At 42.9% G+C, this 24,043-nt stretch carries 14 protein-coding genes and 1 tRNA gene; all 15 read right to left on the reverse strand.

From position 1 onward, the window contains the following. Nucleotides 1–22: 22 nt before the first annotated feature. The 15 genes from HW279_RS04615 to folB all read right to left on the reverse strand — a co-directional run bounded on the left by HW279_RS04615 (nt 23) and on the right by folB (nt 24,037). On the reverse strand, nt 23–1,723 hold the full coding sequence (locus HW279_RS04615) for a RagB/SusD family nutrient uptake outer membrane protein (RefSeq protein ID WP_178958150.1): 1,701 nt from the start codon (nt 1,721–1,723) through the stop codon (nt 23–25). Between the two features lie 4 nt (nt 1,724–1,727). After that, nucleotides 1,728–4,481 carry a SusC/RagA family TonB-linked outer membrane protein gene (locus HW279_RS04620; RefSeq protein WP_178958151.1) on the reverse strand — a complete coding sequence of 918 codons (2,754 nt, stop codon included), beginning with the start codon at nt 4,479–4,481 and terminating at the stop codon, nt 1,728–1,730. Nucleotides 4,482–4,505: 24 nt separating this feature from the next. Continuing rightward, a complete protein-coding gene (locus HW279_RS04625; protein ID WP_178958152.1) occupies nt 4,506–6,254 on the reverse strand; it encodes a RagB/SusD family nutrient uptake outer membrane protein in 1,749 nt (582 codons plus the stop codon). A 12-nt stretch (nt 6,255–6,266) separates the two neighbouring features. Beyond that, complete coding sequence (locus HW279_RS04630; RefSeq protein WP_178958153.1) at nt 6,267–9,551, reverse strand: SusC/RagA family TonB-linked outer membrane protein; 3,285 nt, start codon at nt 9,549–9,551, stop codon at nt 6,267–6,269. Between the two features lie 783 nt (nt 9,552–10,334). Further along, the gene (locus HW279_RS04635) at nt 10,335–10,793 is read right to left on the reverse strand and encodes a CopD family protein (protein ID WP_178958154.1); all 459 of its coding nucleotides are present in this window, start codon (nt 10,791–10,793) and stop codon (nt 10,335–10,337) included. A 63-nt stretch (nt 10,794–10,856) separates the two neighbouring features. Continuing rightward, complete coding sequence (gene pth / locus HW279_RS04640) at nt 10,857–11,423, reverse strand: aminoacyl-tRNA hydrolase (protein ID WP_178958155.1); 567 nt, start codon at nt 11,421–11,423, stop codon at nt 10,857–10,859. A gap of 27 nt (nt 11,424–11,450) precedes the next feature. Then, nucleotides 11,451–12,752, reverse strand: a complete 1,302-nt coding sequence (gene rimO, locus HW279_RS04645) for a 30S ribosomal protein S12 methylthiotransferase RimO (protein ID WP_178958156.1) — start codon at nt 12,750–12,752, stop codon at nt 11,451–11,453. A gap of 50 nt (nt 12,753–12,802) precedes the next feature. Beyond that, nucleotides 12,803–13,420 (reverse strand): hypothetical protein, encoded by a 618-nt coding sequence (locus tag HW279_RS04650; protein WP_178958157.1) that lies wholly within the window; start codon nt 13,418–13,420, stop codon nt 12,803–12,805. A 3-nt stretch (nt 13,421–13,423) separates the two neighbouring features. Further along, nucleotides 13,424–14,509, reverse strand: coding sequence for a hypothetical protein (locus HW279_RS04655; protein WP_178958158.1), 1,086 nt, complete (start codon nt 14,507–14,509; stop codon nt 13,424–13,426). A gap of 748 nt (nt 14,510–15,257) precedes the next feature. Further along, the gene (locus HW279_RS04660) at nt 15,258–20,732 is read right to left on the reverse strand and encodes an alpha-2-macroglobulin family protein (protein WP_178958159.1); all 5,475 of its coding nucleotides are present in this window, start codon (nt 20,730–20,732) and stop codon (nt 15,258–15,260) included. 151 nt (nt 20,733–20,883) lie between these two features. Beyond that, nucleotides 20,884–22,542 carry a DUF6909 family protein gene (locus HW279_RS04665; RefSeq protein WP_178958160.1) on the reverse strand — a complete coding sequence of 553 codons (1,659 nt, stop codon included), beginning with the start codon at nt 22,540–22,542 and terminating at the stop codon, nt 20,884–20,886. After that, nucleotides 22,532–23,011, reverse strand: coding sequence for a regulatory protein RecX (locus HW279_RS04670; RefSeq protein WP_053581482.1), 480 nt, complete (start codon nt 23,009–23,011; stop codon nt 22,532–22,534). Before HW279_RS04670 ends, HW279_RS04665 begins: the two co-directional genes overlap by 11 nt. Before the next feature lie 116 nt (nt 23,012–23,127). Continuing rightward, nucleotides 23,128–23,508: a hypothetical protein gene (locus HW279_RS04675; RefSeq protein WP_178958161.1), complete on the reverse strand. Its 381-nt coding sequence runs from the start codon at nt 23,506–23,508 to the stop codon at nt 23,128–23,130. 47 nt (nt 23,509–23,555) lie between these two features. Further along, nucleotides 23,556–23,626, reverse strand: a tRNA-Cys gene (locus tag HW279_RS04680). A gap of 45 nt (nt 23,627–23,671) precedes the next feature. Further along, entirely contained in the window at nt 23,672–24,037 is a 366-nt protein-coding gene (folB, locus tag HW279_RS04685) for a dihydroneopterin aldolase (RefSeq protein ID WP_009411038.1), read from the reverse strand. Between the last annotated feature and the right edge of the window lie 6 nt (nt 24,038–24,043).

Here is a 24,043-nt window from a genome sequence, read left to right on the forward strand (position 1 = left end):
TTTCGTCACTCGTCATTCGTCACTACCAACCTGGGTTTTGTTTTACAATTCCGTTAGATTTATTGATTTCGCTATGAGGGATAGGGTAAAAGTACATCTTTTCGGCAAAAGAGCGCTTTTCTACTTCTTTTACTTGATAGCTAAAATGATTGCCGTTTTTAGTAGCTTGTACTCCCGTAAGCGGTTGGTTGAGCACGGTAGTAGCGTCTTTCCAACGGCGCAAATCCCAATAGCGGTGTTCTTCAAAGGCGAGTTCTATACGTCGTTCGTGTTTTACTTTCTCTCTGAACTCCTCTTTTGATGCCGTAGTAATTGCAGGCATTTCCACACCTGTTCTGCCTCTCACCAAATTGATAGCCTCTTTGGCAGTGAGAGCATAACCGTTGTTAGCATCAGGTCCATAGGCTTCGTTCATCGCCTCGGCATAGTTGAGGTAAATTTCAGCCAAACGGAACACTATCCAAGATCGGAGTCTCTTCTCGTCTTGTACTAAATCGAGGTTGTCGTTCAAAAACTTTTTGAGGTAGTAGCCTGTGCGAGAAGCGTTTTTGGCGTTGTAGTTGTCAGTGCCACCTGCGTATATTTCTATCGTGCGTCCGTTCCACTGACTGTTGTTGGTTACTATCGTATAGCCGAGTCGAGGGTCGCGATTGGCGTATATATCATTAGGGTCGGGGGCACCTTTGTACTCATAAGCACTTACCAAATTATGTGAAGGCGTGATGCCACTATTACCTCCTGCACTGCCAATAGGGTAGTTTTTCCTTTCTAAATCATTGGTGGCACTTTGGCGAATAGCAAAAATGGTTTCAGAGCTTTTCGCGCTTCTGTCGCCAAGGAACAAATCGCGGTAGCTATTGTCGAGGCTGTAGAGATTTAAGCTGAGGAGCTCATTAGCCGCACTGGCAGCTGCTTTCCACTTGTTCACATCGTTGGTGGGGTTGTACAGCGGACTTGCCGCATAAAGCAACACTCTGGATTTGAGGGCTAAGGCAGCGCCTTTGGTAATACGCCCGTCCAAGCCAATATCAAAATCTCTTCCCCAATTGGTAATCAAGCTATCTTTGGAAGCATCGATTTCACTTACGATATAGTTCACTACCTCGTCCACTGTGTTGCGGGGTAAATGCGTGTTACTATCGGCGGAAAGCGTTGTTTTTACAATAGGCACCCCTCCATAGCGTTTCAGTAGTTCGAAATAGAAATAAGCGCGCAACACACGGTTTTCAAAGCGTAAAGCCCGTATGCTCTTCACATCGCGATTGTAGTTGTTGATGTCGTTTTGAGTGATAAGGTTGCGGTTCTGCTTTAAGAAAGAAGCATAGTTAGGGAATTTTTCCAAGAAATAAGTAGCCGCTTGTATACCTTCGTAGTTGTAAGCATACGTATTATCGGGGTTGTTGGTGCTATTCCAGCTTCCTTCGTTAAAAACTTGAGTGTTTGAAGGCGAAAGCGTATATTCAGCCTCGTCGCTCACTGCCGCAAACAGATTGCCATCGATGGCATCAAAGCGGTTTTGCAAACGCGTATAGGCAGCATAACCAAAGTCGTACAACACTTGGTAATTGGTTTTTATCTGCTCGTCGGTATCGTAAATATCTTCTTTGGTGTCTAACACATTACACCCGATGAGTGTACTCATCAGCGCAATGCAGCCCACTGCAAAGATTGTTCTGCTCGGTTTATTACTCTTTAACATAGCGATATATTTTCGGTAGTTCATTTGTTTAAAACTTTAAAGACACACCCATAGTAACCGATTTGAGGGCAGGGTAACCCGATAGTACTTCGGGATCTAAGTCGTAATCGGTAAGCAGTGATGAGAAAGTAAACGGATTGGCGGCATTCACATAAATGCGCAATTTGCTAACGCCTATCTCGTCGAGCATTCGTTTAGGAATGCTGTAACCTAACTCTATGTAGCGTACTCTTAGGTAATTAGCTTTCTTTATCCACAAGGTGGAAGGCTGGGTGTTATTGTTGTTGCTCAATAACGACAAACGTGGGTACTGTGCGCTACTACGGGTATCGATGCCTTGTGCAGGATAGTAAGCCCAGCGGTTTTTGGCGATAGCATACACATTGCCGTTGTTCTCGAAAGCAACCGTTTTTTGGCGTGCATCGTCTAATAAATTCACCTCTCTGCCTTGTACTCCTTGCACAAGCACTCCAAGGTCAAATCCTTCATAACCAAGGTTGAGCGTACCAGCATAGGTGAGTGTAGGGAGGTAACTTTTGCCTATTTCGGTTTTATCGGCAGGGTCTATACGGTTGTCACCATTTAGGTCGCGGTATTTCACATCACCAGGAGCAACGTTTCCAAACGAAGGTTTAGGGAGTGAAGGTAGCAGGTTGCCATTGCTGTCAAAATCGTTTATGTCGTAAAATCCAGCAGCTTCATAGCCAAAGCGTGTGCCGATAGGTCTGCCTGTTTGAGCTGATCTCTCGCTAGTAGCATCGTACTCAGCCATATAGTCTATTTTGTTTTTAGCATACGAAGCATTAGCGCCTATACTGTAAGTGAGTTTTCCTGCTGCATTGCTGTAAAGCGTACTCACTTCAAAACCTCGGTTAGTTACTTTTCCTATATTTTTATAGGGAGGGGTAGCCCCAAAGACACTTGAAATACTGTAATCAGGGGTGATAATACCTTCGTGTTTGTTGAGGAAAGCCTCTATCATCACGTCCCATTTGTTGAAGAATTTAGCTTCCGCGCCTATGTTGTACTTATAGGCTTTTTCGGCAAAGATATGTTCATTAGGCACGTATTTTAGTCCGATAGCACTATGCCACGACGGGTCGTCGTTTCCTGTGGCAAAACCGCCTCCTCCGTAAGAACCGTAATAGCGCTCGTACAAGTAGCGACCTTCGTTGTACACATCATTACCCGTAGTACCTACTGAAGCGCGCAATTTCAAACGATTGATATTGGCATTCGCCGAAGGGTGTTGCTCATTGAAAACCTGATAGGCTGCTGAAAGGGCGTGATAAAAACCAAATCGATTGCCTTTCTTGTAATTATCCGAGCCACCGAAAGCAAAACCAAATTCTGCCGATACGCGTTTGTTCCAATCGTAGAACACACGTCCGCCGATGTTCTGATAGGCGTAGTTGTTGTTCAAACCCGCTTTTCCGTTGAGATTATCGTCTATATTATAAACGTATTGAAGGTAGTTTACTGCTGTTTGGAAAGTGTTTTGTCCAAATTCACGGGCATAACCTGCACCCAACAGAAACTGCAAACGGTTCCATTGGTTGGTACCCCAGTCGTCGTCTACTTTGTAGTTGCTATCGCGATGGGTGGTTTGTGCTACCCCATTGAACATACGGGTGTAATCTCTACTTACAATGCGCGTGCCTCGTGTCCACGAACTGAGCGATACGCCTTGTTGTATGTACAACCCAGGGGTGATGAAGTCTAATTTCTCTTTTAGGTTGAAATTAGCCCCTAAAGTGCGGTCGTGTAGCGTTTTGATACCTAAGGCTCGGATAGAGGCGTAGGGGTTATCGGGGTGGATGGCTGTACCAGGGAACGACCCATTGGGGTTTTGCGCCGGATAAATGATATTAGGGTAGCTCGCCAAGTTTTGCCAGAGCTTATACTCGTTGTAATTAGGCGATTTACGGTCTTCTATACGCCCGTTGATATTTACATTTCCTTCAAATATTTTGAGCATACTGAAGTCTAAATTTGCCTTTACGAGATATTGGTCGAACCTTCCGCTGGAATGCGAATCGTCGTTCTTAGAGGCGTACAAACCACTGTTGCCAGCGTGCCCTAATAGCACAAAATACTTAGTAGTAGCCGAGCCCCCGCGTATGCTCACATCTTGCCTATCAAACAAAGCCGATTTTTTGAGCACTTTGTCGTACCAATCGGTGTTGTATTTCACATCGTTAGGGATATTGTAAAAGCTCGTCCAAGCCCCTGCATCGTTACTGTAAGCCTCGTTGTATAGCTGAGCATACTCGGTAGCCGATAGCGGTTTGCTCAGTACCGTAGGCATTTGCACGCCTGTTTGGAAATCTACCTCTACCACAGGCTTGCCTTCTGTACCGCGTTTGGTGGTAATCCACACGATGCCGTGCGCTCCTTTCATACCAAATGGCGCTAAGGCAGCCGCATCTTTCAAAACCGTAATCGACTCGATTTCGGAAGGCGATAGCAGTATAAAATCACTTTGGTAACCATCGATAAAATAGGTAACCGAAGGGTAGTTGTAAGAACCCAACCCACGAATATTTAGGCTGGCATTGTCCATTCCTCCGCCTTGCAATACAGTGAGCCCAGGTAGCACCCCAAACAAACTGTTGGTAAAGTTAGTTGTAGGCATTTTTAAGAGTTGTTCTCCTTTTACCGATGAGGTAGAAAGCGTCGAGAGCTCTTCGGGTACGTTCAGAGGGCTTTGTGCTTGCACAGCACCTGCCCAGAGCATACAGCCCACAAGGCTACAAAATAATATGTTATGTTTATATTTCATTTCAGTTGTTTTATTAATTGGTTATTAGTACCCTGGGTTCTGTATCAAATAGCCTTTGTTCACTTCCGATTGAGGGAAAGGCTCTAAATACTGACTGTTGTCCCAATATCCTGTATAGACAGGTTTCACAGCATAAGAAGCGTAATCCCAAGCGTTCCACCCTTCCGATTTTCCTGGGGCGTACTCAAAAACTACTCCTTTCTTTTCCCCTCCAATGATACCATTAGCAATATCAGTGAGTTTCCAGTGTTTTACATCAAAGTAACGGTGATTCTCTTCGTAGAACTCTACCGCCCATTCTCTTTGCACGAGTTTGCGTAAAGCGTCTTGTCCTATTTCAGTAACATTGGGTAGCCCTGCACGCGAGCGGATAACGTTTAGGTTTTGCAAAGCCTGAGCAGGATTACCTGCTTCGTTATAGGCTTCAGCGAGATTTAAGTAGAACTCAGCCAAACGGTATAAAGGAAATTCAAACCAATCGCGGGTATCAGCCATATAGAAGAACTTCACACGGCGTCCTGCGCCTTCACTACCCGCTCTTTTTTCCCAAGTAGAGGCATTTGCCAAAGTCTCACTCGACCAATAATGCGAACCAGGGTTGTTCCACGCTTGTTGTCCTGCAATCGCTGCTGAGGCTTTAAAGCGGGCTTCTAACTCATTGCACTTGTTCACATAAGTTGCGTAGCTTTCCCAGTTTTCACCTGTCCAGGTTTGGTCAGTTCCATCAGTTTTGTAGTATTGGGTAAGTTGTAAGTAACTCATAGAATTTGCTCCACCTGGTTGGCTGTGAGGGTTATAAGCCTCTATAAAGCTTTGTGATTTGAAGGCGAGGAGCACTTCTCGGTTGTTAGGGGTTGCTACTGCTGTACCGTAATCGGCTAAGGGGTTGCCCGTATTAATGATTTGGTAACCATTGGCAGTTGCCCAGCGTATTACTTGCTCATTTGCCTCTATGGCTTGTTGCCATAACGAAGCATCTTGTGTACCAAAACAAATCAGGTTGTTATTACCTCCCAAACTCATATAAGGCGTATTGCTATTGAACAGCGGACGCGCGGCGTACATCAGCGCTTCAGCTTTGATACACATAGGGATACCTTTGGTTACACGTCCTTTTTCCGAAGCGTTGTAGCTATCGGGTAGGTCGCTAATCGCTTTGTTGCAAAGGGCAATAATGTGGTCTAAGGTAGCGCGCAAGGTAGCGCGAGGGATATTTAGGTCGGAATCTACTGAAAGTGTACCCTCTATAATAGGCACCCCGCCGTAACGTTTAAACATCTCCTCATATCGGTAGGCGATGAGGGTGTACATTTCGGCTTTGATACCTTTCTTTTGTACCTCAGTAAGATCGGGGACTTTATCGATATTCTCAATCACCAAATAGCACTGACGGATAGATTGATAGTTGAACACAAAACCATCGGAGCTAAGGGCTTTGCCATCGGAGTCGCTGGCTACCATTCCAGAACGTTGGATTTTATAGGTGTCTTCCCAACTGAATTTCACATCGTTCACTTCTCCCGATAGGTGAGAGAGCGTTCCCGCTTTCAGTCCGCTAATGCGCCCATTGTCGTAACGCAAGGTAATACCCGATTGCAGGCTCATCGCGTAGGCTTGGGCAATAGCCGAGAGAGATTTCTGTTTGCTCGAAAAGATAGAATCGACATTCACATCGCTTCCTAAACTCTTTTCGAGGAAGTGGTCTTCTAACTTACAAGAAAATACTTGTGAGAAAAAGACGAGGATTAAGGTGGTATAAATGAGCTTTTTCATTGGTTGTATTTTTTAGAATTGAACGTTGAGCCCTACGCTATAAGTGCGGGTCATAGGGTAGAGATATCCAGAGGCAGCGCCGTTAGAATCTTGTTGTTCGGGGTCGTAACCATCGTGCATTTTAGACCACGTATAGAGGTTGTTACCACTCACCGATAGTTTCACCGATGAGATGCCTGCTTTGTCCAACCACATTTTCTTTTGCAAGAGATAACTTACTTCTACGTTTTTCAGCTTGATATGGTCGGTAGAGAGCAACCAGAAGTCACTAAACAATCCGTTGATATTATCACCGGTGCGCATAGAAGCACGTGGAAAAGTAGGGGTAATGCCGTTTTGAGCTTTCTCGGGTGTCCAACGTCCGTCGTACTGATGTTGGAAAGCAGCCCCTGTACCCATATAGAAAGGGTTGCGCGTATAGAAATCCAAAGGCATAGAACCTTGAGCCGTACCAGTGAACAACACCGATATTTCAAATCCTTTGTAACCTACATTGAGGTTTGCCCCAAAAGTATAGCGAGGGAAGTTTGCATAACCAATAGGCACGCGGTCTTTCTCGTCGATAACGCCATCGCCATTCACATCTACATAACGGAGGTCACCAGGTTGCACTTTATTGCCATCAAAACGCGAATAAGGGCGTTGCATTACCTCTTGCCAAGTGTTGTAGAAACCATTGGTGAGATAACCTCTGTACTGCCCGATAGAATAGCCTGTTTCATTCATCCAAGGATAAGGATTGTTAGGCTCATCGCGGTAGTCAATTTTGTTTTTAGCATAGGATACATTCCCCCCGATACCATAAGTGAAATCGCCTATCTTGTCGCCCCAGTGCACTTGTATTTCGTAACCTTTATTGGTTACCTTACCTATATTGCTCGCAGGAAGGTCGGAACCTACAATCCCAGGCACTGTCCCTCTGTTCCACAAGATGTTGTCGCGTTTTTCTTGGAATACATCGGCATTGATAGTAAGCCTATCTTTAAACATATTCAGGTCGATACCTGCATTGCTTTTTTTGGCGCGTTCCCAAGTAACATTGGGGTTCCCAACACGCGTTTCCCAAGCACCAGTATAGAAAGGGTCTTTGGTAGTACCATCACTACTACCAAAATAATAACCTCCTGCACCATAGCCATCGTTGCGGTAGCCTTCATAGCCGTAGCCCCAAGTACTGGGCAAGTATAGAAAACGGTGACCACCTACTTGGTCATTTCCTACTTCGCCATAAGAACCTCTGAGCTTTAAGTAAGTAATAATATTGTTTTTAGGGAAGAACTTTTCGTTAGTAACTACCCAACCCAATGAGAAGGCAGGGAAGAACCCGAAGCGTTTGCCAGGAGCGAAATTTTCGGTACCATTATACCCCATATTACCTTCAATGAGGTAACGGCGGTCGTAATCGTAAGTAACCCTACCGGCGAGCCCCATAATACCAGCAGGCACGTTGAACTCAAAACCAGGGTCATACGTTTTTTGTCCGTTAGCCAAAAGTAAGGCAGTGATATTGTGTTTTCCGAAAGAGCGGTCGTAGTTGGTAGCTACTTCAAAATAGAGGCGACGCCACTTGCTTGACTTAAAGCGGTCGGTAAGGGTAGTGTGTTTGAGTCTGCCGCCAAAGAAGAGTAGTTCAGCAGGGTTTTTAGGGTTGCGAGTTACGCTATACGAAGGGATAGAGCGTTCTCTTTTTACCCCTTTTCTATACAAATCGTTGTAAGAAAAAGTACCCGAAATAGAAAGCCCCTGAGTGATATAATCGAGTTTGTGTTTCAGTTTTAAGTTTAGGTTTAAGTCGGTTTGATAGGTAGTAAGGTAAGGTCGCCAGAGCAAGCTGGACAACACCGAATAACCTGTACCTCCTTTGCCTACTAAAGGATTTACCCCATCTACATACCCATCGATTAAACGCCCGTCTACAATACCAGGACCTGCAAAAGGTGTATTAGCCAAGATATGCACTAACATCGACTTTTTGCGGGCTGTTTCGCTGTTCACATCGCCGTCTTGCTCACTACCTAAAATCCCTCCTACCTTTGAAGATACAGCAGCAAGGTCGAGCGTGAGGTTAGTACGGTCGGTAAGTTCAAAATCGAAGTTAGAGCGGAAGTTGTAACGCTGATATTTAGAGTTTACATCGGCGTTGTGGTAGTTAGTTTCTTTGAAAGTACCTCCTTGATAGAAATACCCCAAAGAAGTAAAATAACGCGTTTTCTCACTTCCCCCTGATACGTTTAGGTTGAATTGCGTTTGAGGAGATACCCCGCCAAAAGCCTCTTTGAAATAGTTATGACTTGTGTAATAAAGCGCGGGGCTATTTAGCAGAGCTTGTTTTTGTTCAGGAGTGAGGTTCATCGCTTCCACCTCTTGAGGCGTATAGTCGCGATTGTTCTTGAACTTCCACAACTCGTTGTGAAAACCGCTTTCGCTGAACAGTTTATCGAAGTTACTTGGGTCGTTGTCATTGCGAATAGCTTCGTTGCGGAAACGAGCATAATCATAAGAACTGAGCAGGTCTAACTGAGTAGCCAACTCACTCATACCAAAGTTATAAGTAAGACTTACCTTAGGAGCGCCAGAGCGACCTCTTTTGGTAGTTACTACCACCACCCCATTAGCGCCTTTCACACCATAGACAGCTGTTGCCGAAGCGTCTTTCAGCAAGTTAATACTTTCAATTTCGTAAGGATCCATTGCGTTTACGGCATTCATAGAGCTTTGGATACCATCTACTACTACCAAAGGTTCTTGGCTACTTGCATTGAAGGTACTCACCCCGCGAATACGAATGGTAGTAGCGTTCCTACCAGGCTCACCACTGGACTGAGTGGAGGTAATCCCTGGCATACGCCCAACCAGCGCATTGGAGACGTTGGCAACTGCATTTTCTACGAGTTTATTTCCTTTGACAGAAGAAATAGCACCTGTTACAGTTTCCTTCTTTTGGGTACCATACCCCACCACCACCACTTCTTTCAGTTCGGTGGTTTCGGGCAATAGCTTTACGGTGATGCTGTTGCGGTTTTGCACCTGCACTTTGGTACTCTTATATCCCATAAAGGATATTTCTAAGGTAGCATTTCCGTTCTTTAAGCTGAGTTGGAAGTTACCGTCGAAATCGGAGGTTACGCCGTTTTTGGTACCTGCTTCCAATACGGTAGCACCCATCAGAGGCATATTGTCTTCATCAACTACTTTCCCTTTTACTGTTTGGGCAAACAGGGATTGTGCTCCTACGCATAGCCCGAACAACCAAGCGAGCATCAGTAGTTTGGTTTTGTATGAATGTAATCTATCCATAATTTTGGAATTTTAGTTATATGGAAAATGTCTTATTTCGATGGGGCAAAGGTAGGGTGTTATAGTTAAAGGGTTGTTATCATTTCTTTTCGTTTATTTATCAAATTCTATCTACTGTAAGAAATATTAAAGTAAAGGAAATGTTTAGGCATTTGTTATATTGTGTTTATCAAAGGTTTATAACAAAATATTTTTTTCTTTAACAAGTGCAATATTACATATTTTAAAATAAATAAACAAATAGAGGTTTTACAGTGGGTCTACAGTGGGTCTACAGTGGGTCTACAGTGGCTCTACAATGGAGACTAACCGAAGATTAATCGAATACCGAATGCACACTGATTGGATTTAGAATGTTACTAAAACCAATCGAGGGCGGGAAAAAATCAGCAAATTAAAAAATGAAAGAATTAGAAAATGAGAAAATTAACAGATTAGTAAACGGAGACGAAGAAAATTGGAGAGGTTCGGAAGAGGTAATTCAGGTAAAAGATAAGGAGAGAAATGAGTGGGCTTAGCTGATAGGAAGCTGTATAAAGAAGAGATATTTTTTTGTTATGATACAAAAATGCAATTTAAAGAGCTAGTGTAACCCATAACAACTGACTTCGACAATTGGTTTGTAATCGGAATCAGCTAAAAACCTTAGGTGTGAGTGAAAAAGGAAAGTTAAGAGGGGAAAAAGCAGAATTTAACCAGTCGGGAAGTTTGAAGAGAAACAATCCGCGTTTAAACCTTAAAACAAAGAGGGCTAACGGAGAAATCTTTGTTAGTCCTCTAATATTATTGTATTCCCCCTATTTTTACTAAACTGCCCAGTACAACCATTACTACCCCTATGAGGGTTACACAGATAATATGTACTGCCATTTCGGGTAATTTGTTGAGCTGACCTTTGCGTAGTTTGGGCAAAACGCGCGTTTGTGCCGAAATAGCAAAACAAATAGAGGTGAGCAAGCAAGTGAGTTTCAGTGATACCACGCGCTCAATAGGAGTAGCGAAAGAAAACCAAGAACTCAAACCTGCATTGTAGTCGTAAGCCATCAGAATACCTGTGATAACTAATACGGCAAGAGAGGGCATACCGATAGGCTCGTAAGTCTTCTCGAAATTGCCTATATAGCTGAAATCTTTGCGTTTAAGAGCTTTTGGCAAAAAGCCAATAGCCAATACTAAGTGTCCGCCTACCCAAATAGTGGCAGCAATGAGGTGCAGAATGAGAATGAGGTGATGTGTGTACATAGTTTGTTAGGTTTTAGGGGTCAGGTTTCAGGGGTCATAGGGCAGGAATGTTATTTCTAATTCCTACTTATTATTAAAGGTATTCATTGTGATATTAAGGCCTGCTAAGCCAAAAGAAAGGACGGCTTGGGCAGATTTCTGTAGGCGTTCGGGCAAGAGGGTTTGCTCTTCGGGAGTCCACTCACCAAGTACATAGTCTATTTGCTTGCCCGATTCAAAATTGCTACTGATACCAAATCGCAAACGCGCATATTGTTGGGTGTTCAGTTGGGCTTGTATATCTTTAAGTCCGTTGTGACCTCCGTCGCTACCTTTGCCTTTGATTCGGATAGTGCCAAAGGGGATATTCAAATCGTCGCAAATGACTAGGAGGTTTTCTAACGGAATGTTCTCTTTTTCCATCCAGTAGCGTACCGCTTTGCCACTGAGGTTCATATACGTGGAGGGTTTCAACAATATAAAAGTACGTCCTTTCACTTTAATTTCGGCGAGGTCACCGAGCTTCTGAGTAGTAAAAGAAGCATTATGGTCTTTCACCAATGTATCGGCTATAAGGAATCCTATATTATGACGTGTGTTGGCGTATTCAGCCCCTATATTGCCGAGGCAGGCGATTAAAAATTTCTTCATAGTGCAAAGGTAGTAATAATTTGCGAATTAGCACGGCTCTCCATACAAATCGTAATCGGTAGCATCGATAATCTTTACATCTGTAAAATCACCTATCTTTACATAGTGTTTTTTAGCATCGATAAGCACCTCGTTGTCTACATCGGGCGAGTCGTATTCGGTGCGACCTACAAAGTAGTTGCCTTCTTTGCGGTCGATAAGGCAACGAAAACTCTTCCCTACTTTCTCTTGGTTGAGCTCCCACGATATTTGCGACTGTATTTCCATAATCTCGTTAGCACGTGCAAGCTTTACTTCTTCCGGCACATCGTCTTCGAGCGCATAGGCGGTAGTGTTTTCCTCGTGACTGTAAGTAAAACAACCCAAACGGTCGAAACGCATCTCTTTTACAAAGTCTTTCAGCTTCTGGAAGTCTTCTTCCGTTTCTCCTGGGTACCCCACAATAAGGGTCGTGCGTATAGCCATTTCGGGTATCGCTTCGCGGAACTTTTTCAGCAGTTTAGTAGTCTTCGCTTGAGTAGTACCGCGCTTCATACTTGCGAGGATAGAGTCAGAAATATGTTGAAGCGGAATGTCTAAATAGTTGCAGATTTTAGGTTCAGTCTTCATCACCTCCAATACGTCCATCGGGAAGCCCGTAGGGAATGCGTAGTGGATACGTATCCATTCAATCCCTTCTACTTTCACAAGAGCACGCAGTAAGTCGGCTAAGGCGCGTTTCTTGTAGAGGTCGAGACCGTAGTAGGTAATGTCTTGGGCGATGAGTATAAGTTCTTTCACCCCTTTGGCAGCCAACTTCTCCGCTTCGGTTACGAGAGCTTCAATAGGGGTCGATAGATGCGCCCCGCGCATTAGCGGAATCGCACAAAAGCTACAAGGGCGATCGCAACCTTCCGATATTTTCAGATAGGCGTAGTTCTTAGGGGTAGTAGTGAGGCGCTCGCCTATGAGCTCGTGTTTATAGTCGGCGCCGAGTACTTTCAAAAGAGCAGGCAGTTCGCTAGTACCGAAGTATTGGTCTACATCAGGGATTTCTTTCTCCAAATCGGGTTTATAGCGTTCAGAGAGACACCCCATCACAAACACCTTATCTACCAATCCGGCTTCTTTCTGTTGCACATAGTCCAAAATAGTGTTGATACTCTCCTCTTTGGCATTGTTGATAAACCCACAAGTGTTAATCACCACAATATTGCCCTTTTGCTCGTGCACCACCTCTTTACCACCTGCTTTGAGTTGCCCCATCAGCACTTCGCTGTCATATACATTTTTAGAGCACCCAAGGGTTACGACGTTTATAGTGTTTTTCTTTATACTTCTTGTTCGCATTTGTTGTTAGTTTCAGGGGGCAAAGATAAGAATAATTTTGTGGTTCACGCTTAAAAATGGAAATTCAGCTGTACAAAGCCTATTTTAGCTAAACGACTCTCAAACCACTCGGTTTGAGCATCGGGGTCGAAGCTTCGGCGATCGCGACGAATGCTGTATTTTACAAAGAAACCTGGCTCGGTAGCTACCGAAAAATTCTTGCTCAATCGAAATAGTACCCCGAAAAAAGGATTAAGAGCAATATTAGTAAAGTGTTGTTGGCGGTCTTTGTAATAAAGATAACGCCCCCAAACATCAATTCCATAGTAGAATTGCCATTTCTTATAGTCTTTGAAGAGTTTATCAATACCTATCTTCAAAGCGAGTTCATAACTGCTATCCTTAGCAGTTTCTGCGCGATAATCTCCCCCAATACGATAGGCAAAAGAAGGTGTTTTTAGGTAACGGTATTCCAATAGGAAAGCATTGCTATCACTGGGGAAAGCAGCATTTACAAATTTGGAAAGCCCTATGCCTATTTGATGCTTACATTCTGGTATATCATTCACAACTGTCGTAGGAGAGGTAGTGGCGACGATACTATCAGTAGTCCTAAAAAGAACATTGCCCTCTTGAGCGAGAGCAATGCCTTTAATTATAGTTAAAATGAATAATAAGAAGTTTCTCATTACTTATTTAGTTTTAGTAAAACGTTTGAATATTTCAGTTACTCTCTCTTCAAAGTCCGATACGTATTTTTCTGCTTTTTCTTTCGTACCGTCAGAGAAAATAAAGTAAACTACCTCTTCGCCATTTTCTTTATCAAATTTCACATCAGCTACTTTACGACCATTTTTGTAGAGCTCTGCTTTTACATAAGTATTTGCTTCTTCCACTGTTAAGTCTCCTATTTTTTTACCTGACTTATGCACTGATTTTACATCTGCTTGTGCTATAATTTGAAAGTCATTTTGAATAGCTAACACGTGAATGTTATCAACTGCTTCTTCAAAAGTAGCAAAGCTATCATAATTGCCAGAAGTAAGTTTTACATTGGCTTTTAATCCAGTTGTGCAACCTTGAGGAGAACTAAAGGCAAAGTCAAAGATAAAGTTCTCAGCGGTTTGTTTGGTAAGTCTGATAGTAGTGGTAAATGGATTGGTAAAAATAGTAATATCTGCTGAAGTAGGAACTGCAAAATTAGCGTTTTGTTCATATCTCACATTGCCAATTGTTACTTCAAGCATTTTTACGTTATCTACCGTAACAACAGCGTGACCTTTTATAGGAAGTTTACTTACATCTCCTCCTTCAAAAGTAGCTTTAAAATCTTCATAATTTTCTACTACCCCACGGGCATTGTTGGTAGTACTGCTAGCCGTAGCTGGGAACAACCAAACAATGTTATTGGTAGTATTAGCCGTTTTGTCCCATTGTTTAGTATTGCTATTCCAAGTGTAGGTACCTTTGAGCTCTTGGTAGTTAAAACCATTGTCTTTGTTCAAATCAAACTGACGGTCGAATTGGTCACCTAATTGGTCAAACCACGTTTCTTTTCTACCATATTGGTCTCTACCTGCTTCTTTGAAAACAGTATTGTAAAAGAAGTTAGCAAAACCGCCGTCGTTGGCTTTTTTAAGACAGTCGTAGAAACTGTTCATCGTAGCGGTAACCGCCGCTTTTGCTTCCTCTGCAGAGTATGCAGGAACATCATCGTTTTTGTCGCCACACCCCACAAGCGTAGCGGTTGCCAAAAGGCTTAATAAAAATTTCTTCATAATGCTAGTATTTAAATTTTGGGGCAAAAGTAATGCTTTTTTTTATTCTCTACTATTAAAGGAATGTTAAACTTTTACACAATGACAAAAAACCAACCTCTTTCAGAGATTCTCCAATTAATCACACTTCTCATTTGCTAATTTCCAAATTTGCTAATTCTCTAATTATTCCTTCTCTTTTCCGTCGCTATATCCCCATCTCCTTTGGAGAAGTCTCCGAATAGGAGAGTATGTGATCGGGGTGAGGATTCCTCTTTCTTTCGTCTCGAAACCCCGTTTTTACCATTTTTTGCATCGCTGTATTATACTATGAATCAACTACTTATATACCCTTCCTATACCAATCGTCCAAGATTCGTATAAGCTTCCTATAAGCTCTCTATAAGCTAACCCCACCCTCCTTACACCCTTTTTTCACTAAAAATCCTCCCTCCTATCTTTCGAATATTTTCGATACCTTCCGAACCCCTCAACGCTTCCACATTTGCTAATTTTTTCCCCGCCTGCCGTGCTACAATTGCCTGCCGTGCTACGGTTGCCGTGTTACGACCTAGCACCTCCGAGCTTTCCAAAAACCTTTCAAATAAAAAACTGCCCACATTACTGCAGGCAGTTTTTATATCACATCTTATTTGTTAATTTCCTCATTTTCTCATTTTCTCATTTTCTCATTTTCTCATTCTCTCATTTTCTCATTCTCTCATTTTCTCATTCTCTCATTTTCTCATTCTCTCATTTTCTCATTCTCTCATTTCCTAATTACCTCCACCCATTTACCATTGGTACGGGTGTTGTAGCGGTTGCTGTACATTGCCTCAGCATAAGTACCTGGCAGATAATAGTGTCCCGCATACGAAGCATTCAGCTTGAGCTTGATATACTTCGTTTGTTTGGCTTTCAACGACAAGTAGAAATTCGCACGGTCGTCACGGAAATCAGTGTAGTCTATATAGCCGTTGCCATCACCTTCGTCGTAATCCGTAAAGCGGGTGTTTACAATCTCCCAGCCCGAAGGGATAATTTGGGTGAGTGCTACATTGTCTACTCTCTCCCCTGTGAGGTTTGTAATCTCAATAGTAGCTACAAACTGAGTGCTTTGGCGCAAATTGGTCACATCAAGTGTGTGTCCGTTGCTATCACGGTAAGTCGTGTTAAGAGCAAGTCCGTTTTGCATAGCCAACTCTTTGCCTACAGGTAATATACCGCTGGTGATGAGGCGTACATAAAGGGTTTGGTTGCCGTTGTTCTTCACTTGTAAAGTCTCATTACCTTTGGCTGTAAGCGTCTTCTGTAGCATTGGCTCGGTAGATTTTAAGTTTTCGGTTTTGCCACTAAGGGTATAGCTTGCATTGATATTTCTACCGCTCTTGTTCTTCTGTACATATTTTGCCATTGCATAAAGAGAATAGGCTGTAGTTTGAGTGCTGAGCCAATCGTTAGTCGAGAGCTTTTCGGCAATTTCCAATGCCCAGCGTCCTGCATCTTCTTTCCTACCGATAAGCAAAGCGGTTTCCATTGCCATTGCTTTATTGCGCAACACCGAGCCGTAATAGCTATCAGCATCGTCGTCTATGGAAGTAGTTTGGAAGAGCTTTTCAGCGGTTTGCTTTTGTCCGGCAAGAGCGTAGGCAGCTGCCAAAGTGCGTTTAGCGTTAGGAGTGAGCTCACTGAGTTCACGCAAGCGGTTCATAGCACCTATGTTAGGATTTCCGGCAAGAGCCAAAGTATAGAGGCGATAGGCTTGGGCGAAATCGTTTTGGTATTTACCCTCGTAACGCCATTGGCGCGCCTCATTGTTCTGATAGTCGAGCCAACGCTGTTTGCTACCTGAGGGTAACACATAACCTTTCTTCTCGGCTTCTACAAAAAACTGACCTATATAGGAGGTTACCCAATCATCGGCATATTTGCCTCCTTTCCAATAGGTAAAGCCTCCATTAGAGAGTTGGTTTTCATACAATTTGCTAATGGTAGCACTTACATTGCGGTTCACCTCATCTGCTTTTTCTTTAGAAAGGGTTACAAAGTCGGCTAAGAAAAGTTGAGGGAACGCCCCCGAAGTGAGTTGCTCGCTACAACCGTGCGGATAAGCGATAAGATAACCCAAACGCTGGGTAAGGTTCACCCCTGGGAAGCTTGATACTTCTAATACAGTTTTGGCTTTTTCACCAAAGAGATTAATATTTAGAGAATGCGACTGTCCGCCTTGTAGTACGGCGTTTTGCACTACATAAGTTACAGGATTAGGGTTGTACACATCCATTTCCACCTCATAAGTCGCTTTTTCTTTACCCGAAGTAGCAATGATTTTTACCTTACCGATACCTGTTTGCGAGGTGGTTTCAAGTTCAAAGTAAGCCATTTGCTCCCCTGTTTTCTCGAAGTGCAACTGTTGGTTGCGTGAGCTTACTACTCTAAACAAACCGTTAGTCTCTACTTGTAGCGATACGTTCTTCACTTGTTTTTCCATAGCAAAAACGGTTACCGGCAACACGATTTTCTCGTTAGGCACTGCTTTGCGTGGTAAAGAACCTAAAATCGATAACGGACTCACCACAGGTATATCCTTTTTCTCAGCACTACCATAGGCGTTGCCTTTCACATCGCTGGCTACTACCATCACACGAGCAGAGCCCATATAATTAGGAATTTTCACGGTGTGAGTATTCCCTGCCCCTTTTTTCAGTTCAAAAGGACCTCTAAATATCACAAACGGTTTGAAACGGTTTGCTTTCTGCGCATCGGCACCGCCTAAATCTTCATCTCCTCCTATACTGAACGCTTGATTGATAGTACCTCCATAAGCACCTATTACATCATCGTACACGTCCCAAGTCTTTACTCCAAGAGCAGTTTTGCTAAAGAAAGTATTCCAAGGGTTAGGAGTTTTGAAGCGGGTGAGATTCAACAATCCATCTTCTACGATAGCCAAAGTGTATGTCATCGGTTTACCCGATTTCTCACTTACTTTTATCTGTACCTTTTGGTTGGGTACCAATCGGTCGGGCATTTGGATTATAGGATTGAGGACGGTATTCTTGTCTACCACCTTCACCGGTATCACCCCATAGAGGCGTATAGGCGCATCATTGAGCGTTTTGTTGTGCGGTTGCAAGAGGGTAACATAGAAATACACATTAGGCGTCATCTTATTGGTGATAGGTACCTCAAAAGTAGTTTCTTTATTAGCGGTCTCTACCCAGTGAGTTTCGAGTACATCGTTCCCGTTTTCTACCGAGATGAGCGCACGTCCACCTTTGTCTGACGGGAAACTAATCTTAGCTTTTTCGCCTACACTGTATTCTTTTTTGTTAGTACCCAAAGCGAGCATTACCGCTTCACTACCCTCACTGCCACGCGATTTGCCAGTCCAGTCACCCCAATCAAAATAAGCAGTCGTGCCACACTTATGACCGCTTTGGTCATCAGTGAGCATAATAAAATAGCGACCCCAGTCGGCATCCGGAATATTGAGTGTAAAACGTGCTTTACCACTGTTGTCGGTAGTGATGTTTTTAGTGGTGTAAATAGCATTGCTACTACTGCTATTATAGGTAGAGATATTCTGGTTCGAAGCGTCCCACCACCAGTTCCATCCTACTTTATACACGGTTACCGATACGTCTTTATGGCTGAGCGGTTTGCCGTCTTCGCTGAGTACTACTGCATCGAAAGTGTGGTTTTGTTGGGTGTTGTAATAATCGTATTTGTTGGTTTCGGGCAAGCGTAAACCTACGTACTCACTATAAGGCGAGAAAGAGGCGGTACTCACATCGGTACTGAAATCGCCACCACTTTCGTTGGCTTGGGTGAGGAAGTTCACTTTTAGCATACCAGGGGCATCTAAGTCGTTCGTTCTGAAGTAGAAATTCGCATTCCCGTTGCTATCGGTACGCCCTTCAAATACGTTCATTTCTTCGCTCTCAAACTGATAAGCGCGATTGTTGAATACGTATTTTTCATAACCTTTGAAGGCAGTTTCTAAGGGGTAGAACTTCGCTTTCACGCTCACACCTGTATTACCTGCTGGAGTGCCGTGTAACCACAACACTTGCAAGCGCACATTGTCGCCCTTTTGACTGATAAGTTTACCGTTGAGGTTGTTCTCTATCTTCAAGCGGTTAGGCTTAATGGTTTCAATTTTGATGCGTTTACTGAATTTCGTAGCCCCTGCCGAGATACTCACACTCCAATTGCCCGTAGGCGCATCGGAGTTAGTTTTCAGTCCAAATACATACTGGTTGGTAGGGTTGCTACTCTGCATACGCTCGGCTATCACCTTTCCGTAAGGGTCAGTAAAGCGCAGTTTGATAGGCAGTTTTTCAGGGGTCTTTTGGGCAAAGTCATTCAAGATAAAGCCCACATAAATGCTATCACCGGGTCGCCATACCCCACGTTCGGTATAGATAAAGCCGTTGAGCCCTTTCTGTAAGCGCATACCATCTACATCGTATTTGCTTACCGACTGTGGTGCGCCGTCGTCTAACTTCACATAAGTAGTGAATTTGTCTTTTTTCACTTTGGCAAAGTAAGCACGGCTACTGAGATTTAACCGTAGTATTCCCTTACTATCGGTTTTGCCTTCTTGTATTTTCTGCTGTTGGTAGCTGAATACCTCTACTATTGCTCCAACTACTGGTTTGGTAGTGAGCAAGTCGTTTACTACTATGGTAAAGTTGTTCGTTTGTCCTTTTTTTACAATCACCCCAAGGTCGGAAGCAAGCACATTGGTACCCACCGTTCTGCCGTAGTAATAATTGTCTTTACAAGGACTATCCTCGTCTTCTTCCCAATAGAATTCTTCGTCGTAATCATAGTATTGAGAGTAGGTTACATCGTCGTCATTTAATGGTTTTTGTTCAAACGAAAGGTCAAGAGGTTCTTCGTTTTTAGCACCACAAGCGTAGAGTGAATAGTTTTTGGTCATTCCTAATTCTACTCGGTAAATTGCCCCTGGTTCGGGTGTAATCACCGAAGCAAGGTCGAGCGAATAAGTGTTCCACTCGTTCAGCGGATAGAGCGCACTGTCATTCAGTTTGAGTACTTTTCGTGCAATAGGCTTGCCTACACGCTGTATATACGAGCCTCCGCCCAAATCGTTATCTTGCAAAAACTGAAAGATATTGTTCTCGAAAATGCGGTATACTGTTACATTCACCGCGCGCAAGTTGATAGTTTGGAAGTTGATTTTCAAATTCTGTGAGCTCGGTAAGATAGTACCGCTCTTAAGGAAGCGAATATCGGGTTTTTGCTGTAAAAATTTGATGTCAAAAGTTGCTTCTTTTTCCAATCGGTCGCCATAGATATTCTTGATACCTTTAGAAACGTGCACCTTGTAGTCACCCTCTTTTTGTTCCTCGCGGAAGACTTTCACTACGTTGCCGTTTACGCTGTATTTCAGTGCAGTATTGGTATTGCTGAGGCTTATGAGTCCTGTAAAATCTTGTTCTTTTTCTAAGGGGTCAGAAAAGTTTACACTAAAAGCCTGGTTGGCACCGTAGGTTTTAGCGTTCAGTGCCTTGAATACCCCCTTTTGCGGAATAGTATAAGAGAAAGGTATGAGGTTTTCTTTAGGTATGTCTTTAACGTCCCATTTTATTTGAAGAGTTTGTTCTTTGTTGAGACGAGGCAAGCTGTCGAAGATAATCACAAACTTGTTATTAGTGCCTTGCGACTGGAACTTCACTCCTACTTTCTTCCCATCAAGAGTCGCTTTTAAAATCTCTTTAGCGGTTTCGTAAGGTATTTGGTCATTAGCCAAGAGTTCAGCACTAAGAAAATAATAATCACGGTTGTACGACTGTAACTCGTTTGACCTTACTCGAAAGGCTTGTTGAAAAGTTTTCACTGTAAAGTTGAAAATCTCCAGTTCCTTTTTTGGTACTGCATAGAGCTTTTTCACGTGAAACGACACGCGGTACTCTGTGTTTTGAGCCAAAGGTTTCTCAGGCATAAACTCTACAAGTGTAGGGTTTACGCACACCACTTTTCCTTTCACCTTAGGCGAAATTTCAAAGAGGTTAAGGTCGCTCACCTTGTCCATTTTGTCTTGTGACAAAGGTTCGTTCAGTAGTATTTTTATTCCTGAGTGAGCAGAGATAAGCCCTGAGGTATACCCTGAAATATAATCTTTAAAAGCCAGTGGGTCGCTGTTGAAATTTACATTCTTCTTACAAGCGATAGCGACCAACAACGCTATCAGTACAAAGCTTATTTTTTTCATATTTTGATGACACTAATATTTTAAGGTACAAAGGTAGGAATTAATTATCAAATTAGCAAATGCTTTCTGAAAAAGCGTACTCTCTAAAAATAATACTTGTGTCGCTCACTCTAATTGCTTGTACTGTTACGACTGCCTGTGTGGCTCGCACTTAGTTAAATATCTGCTCTAATATTTTAAAGGTGATGAGGTAGGTAGGCTTTACTCCCGTAGTGCCCAAGCCTCCTGAGGCAAGAGTGCTACCAGTCTCCAAAGGATTGTCGGAAGCGTAGTAAGCATAACGCACTTTCACATCTTCACGTATACTCTTGCGTATTTTTGATGCCGACTGTATGGCTTTTTGGTAATGTACACCTTCCATCTCCAAGCCTACTGCATTCCACGTAGAGTGTAGGAAGAATTTTAATATATCTTTGTTTTGTAGCGAAGTTCCCAGTACAGTAATCATAGAGCCCTCAAACACTTTCAGTCCATTACCTTCAAAGTCGGCTTTGGTAAATTCGTTGTGGAAAGGATAGTTATCTGCTGTACCTTCAAAGATGTGTGCAGTAGGAATCATTAGGTCTCCTTTCTCGCCTTCCAAGATGCCTGCCTTACCCATAATTGAGATAGAAAGTACGTCTAAGAAATAGGTCTTACCGCCTTTGTGATAAGGTTTTAGTAGCTCATCTATGGTCTCAAAGGCTTGTTCACCAAAAGCGTAGTCCATTACAAAAATCACAGGTTTTTCTCCCTTCTCAAGATGATGTACTTCGTATGGTGTATCTGTAAAGTCTATTTTCGCAGTGTCAAACAGTTGCACATCGATGTTCGTACCAGAAGTATCGTCTACCGAAATCATTCCGTGTTTATGAGCGTATTCCTTCACTTTTTTGCGTAAAGGTTCACTTTCAGGCAGACTTAGGAGCTCGAAGAGTTCTATACGTGAGTTTACTTCCACTTCTTTGGCAAGTGCTTTTTCAGCAAACAAGCTGTTCATCACGCTGTGCATATTGGCACTGATGATGTGTAACGGGCGTTCTAAGAGTCCATTTTTTAGTAATATATGTTTGATGTGTTCCGCCCATATCTCTCCGTGCAGGTGATGCCCGATACGCTCGCGCAATACAGTGCTAAAGGTGATAGTGCGTTTATCGTCATTCACGCGCTCGTTCAGAGCGAGCTTACCTAACCAGTAAATAATGTGGATAAAGCGGTCGGGTAGGGTAGGAGTAGCTAAGGCCTTGTAAGCTCCCAGCACCTCTTCAAAAGTGCGCCCCAAAAGGTTGCCTATGTGTATAAAGGTAGCCTCACGCTCGGCAAGGGTGAGTTTACTCTTTTGTATATTAGCTTCTAATTTTGCCCAATCGTGCGAAATTTTATTGTCGTCTAACAGAATGCGGTTAGCGATTTTGTGTGACTCTATAAAAAGGAAAGTAAGGTGCGTAAGCACGTCGTAAATATCCGAACGACCACGAGTGATTTCAATATTCATCTGCTCAGGGTCTATACGGTAACAATTGCGACGACGCTTCGGTGGGATAATAGGCTTGAAGTGCGATTGGCGGTATCCCTCATCAGCAATTAGGTTGATGTATTTACACTGCTCAATTCCTTCAGGCAGACGGTCAAGTACGTAAATAAGCCCACTCAGTTCCGATTTGCTCTCAGCAATACTGCCATAGATTTCTGGACGCAATACCAGTAGTGATTCCCGTAGTGCCTCGCCCGAGATACCCATAGGTTTATAGAAACCCCTTGAAAAGAGGTGTCTCATCGTTACATACATACGCTCTATAGCGTTCGTTGATTCCTGTGCTCTACTTTTCATATAATTCTTCTACTTTCTCATAAACCAAATCCGGCTCCCAACCGCGGTACAGTAGGTAATTAGCCAGTTTAGCTTTAGCTTTATAAAGGTTCTTTTCTTTAATGGTAGCTTGTTTTTTCTCAGCCACTATCTCAAAAGTATCTATGTATTCTTCTTCGTCAATTTCTTCTAAGCCCACTTCAATATTGTAATCCGAAAGCCCTCTGGTCTTCAGTTCCCGCTCTATGCGCACGCGTCCCCATTTTTTGATGCGAAACTTCCCACGGGCAAAGCTTTTAGCAAAGCGCTCTTCGTTTAGGAAGCCGTTCTGTATCAGGTGTACCACTATATCATCAATAGCCAAAGGTATCATACCCATCGCACGCAACTTCGTTACTACCTCGCGGTGGCAACGCTCTTGGTAGGCACAATAGGCTTCCAGTCGCTCTTTTGCCTCTTGTACGGTATAGGTCTTTGCAGTAGCTTCCATTATATTTTGTAATTGGGCAAAGATACAAGAAAAGCTACCAATACGGTAGCTTTCTTTTAATAATAACTTCTTTACAATCTTTTACTAACTTAATTTTGTGGGAATTAGAGCTGTGATTAGAATATAGCTGCTAAATCTTTTTTGTACTTAGCGAGTAAAGCTCTTGTTATACCATAGTTTGCTTTAGTCGAGTCTACTACTAAATAAATGAAATAACTACCATTTGCTGACACATCAATAATGTGATTTTGGTCAGTTAAAACAATTACAATCTCATCTATTTTTTCCTTAGTAGCCAATCCTAATGCTTGAAGTGCATTTTGTTTAGCCTTCACTACCTCTAAGTTATAAGCAGAACCTAAGTTAGGGTCAAAACTAGGATCTACTGATTCTGCACCGTAAGAAACCCCTGAACGTACTTCAGTTACTGAAACGGCGATAAAACCAGGAATGTTCTCTTTTACATCCTGAATGAATTTGTCTAAAACGTTTGTCATCTTTTTGAAATTTTTACTTTGTGGATTAATTATTTAGTTAAAAAGTGAGGCATCGAGCGGATTTGAACCGCTGTAAAAGGTTTTGCAGACCTCTGCCTAGCCCCTCGGCCACGATGCCTTTTTATGTTTTGTAGTATCAGCGTGCAAAGTTACTACCTTTTTTTTAATTAGCAAGTTTTTTCTGTTTTATTTTTACACTCACCGAGGCTACGTCGCCATTAATAGGGGGATTGATTTTCGCAATTTCAAGTGTTATCTTCTGAACCTCAGAAAGCTCTTTGAATATCCTGTCTATAATGCGACCCGCTACGTGCTCTAATAATTCGGACCGTATAGCCATCTCTTCTTTTACAATCCTGTTCAAGTGTACATAGTCTACCGTGTCAGCAAGTCGGTCGCTCTTAATAGCTTTTTCAAGAGGAACTTTCACCTTCACATCCACGCGGTAATCACTCCCTATAATACCCTCTTCAGCAAGGCATCCGTGATTGGCGCGAACGCGTATGTTCTTTAAGATAATATGTTGCATTCTATA

It is taken from the genome of Capnocytophaga sp. oral taxon 903 (assembly GCF_013394785.1).
Classification (GTDB): domain Bacteria; phylum Bacteroidota; class Bacteroidia; order Flavobacteriales; family Flavobacteriaceae; genus Capnocytophaga; species Capnocytophaga ochracea.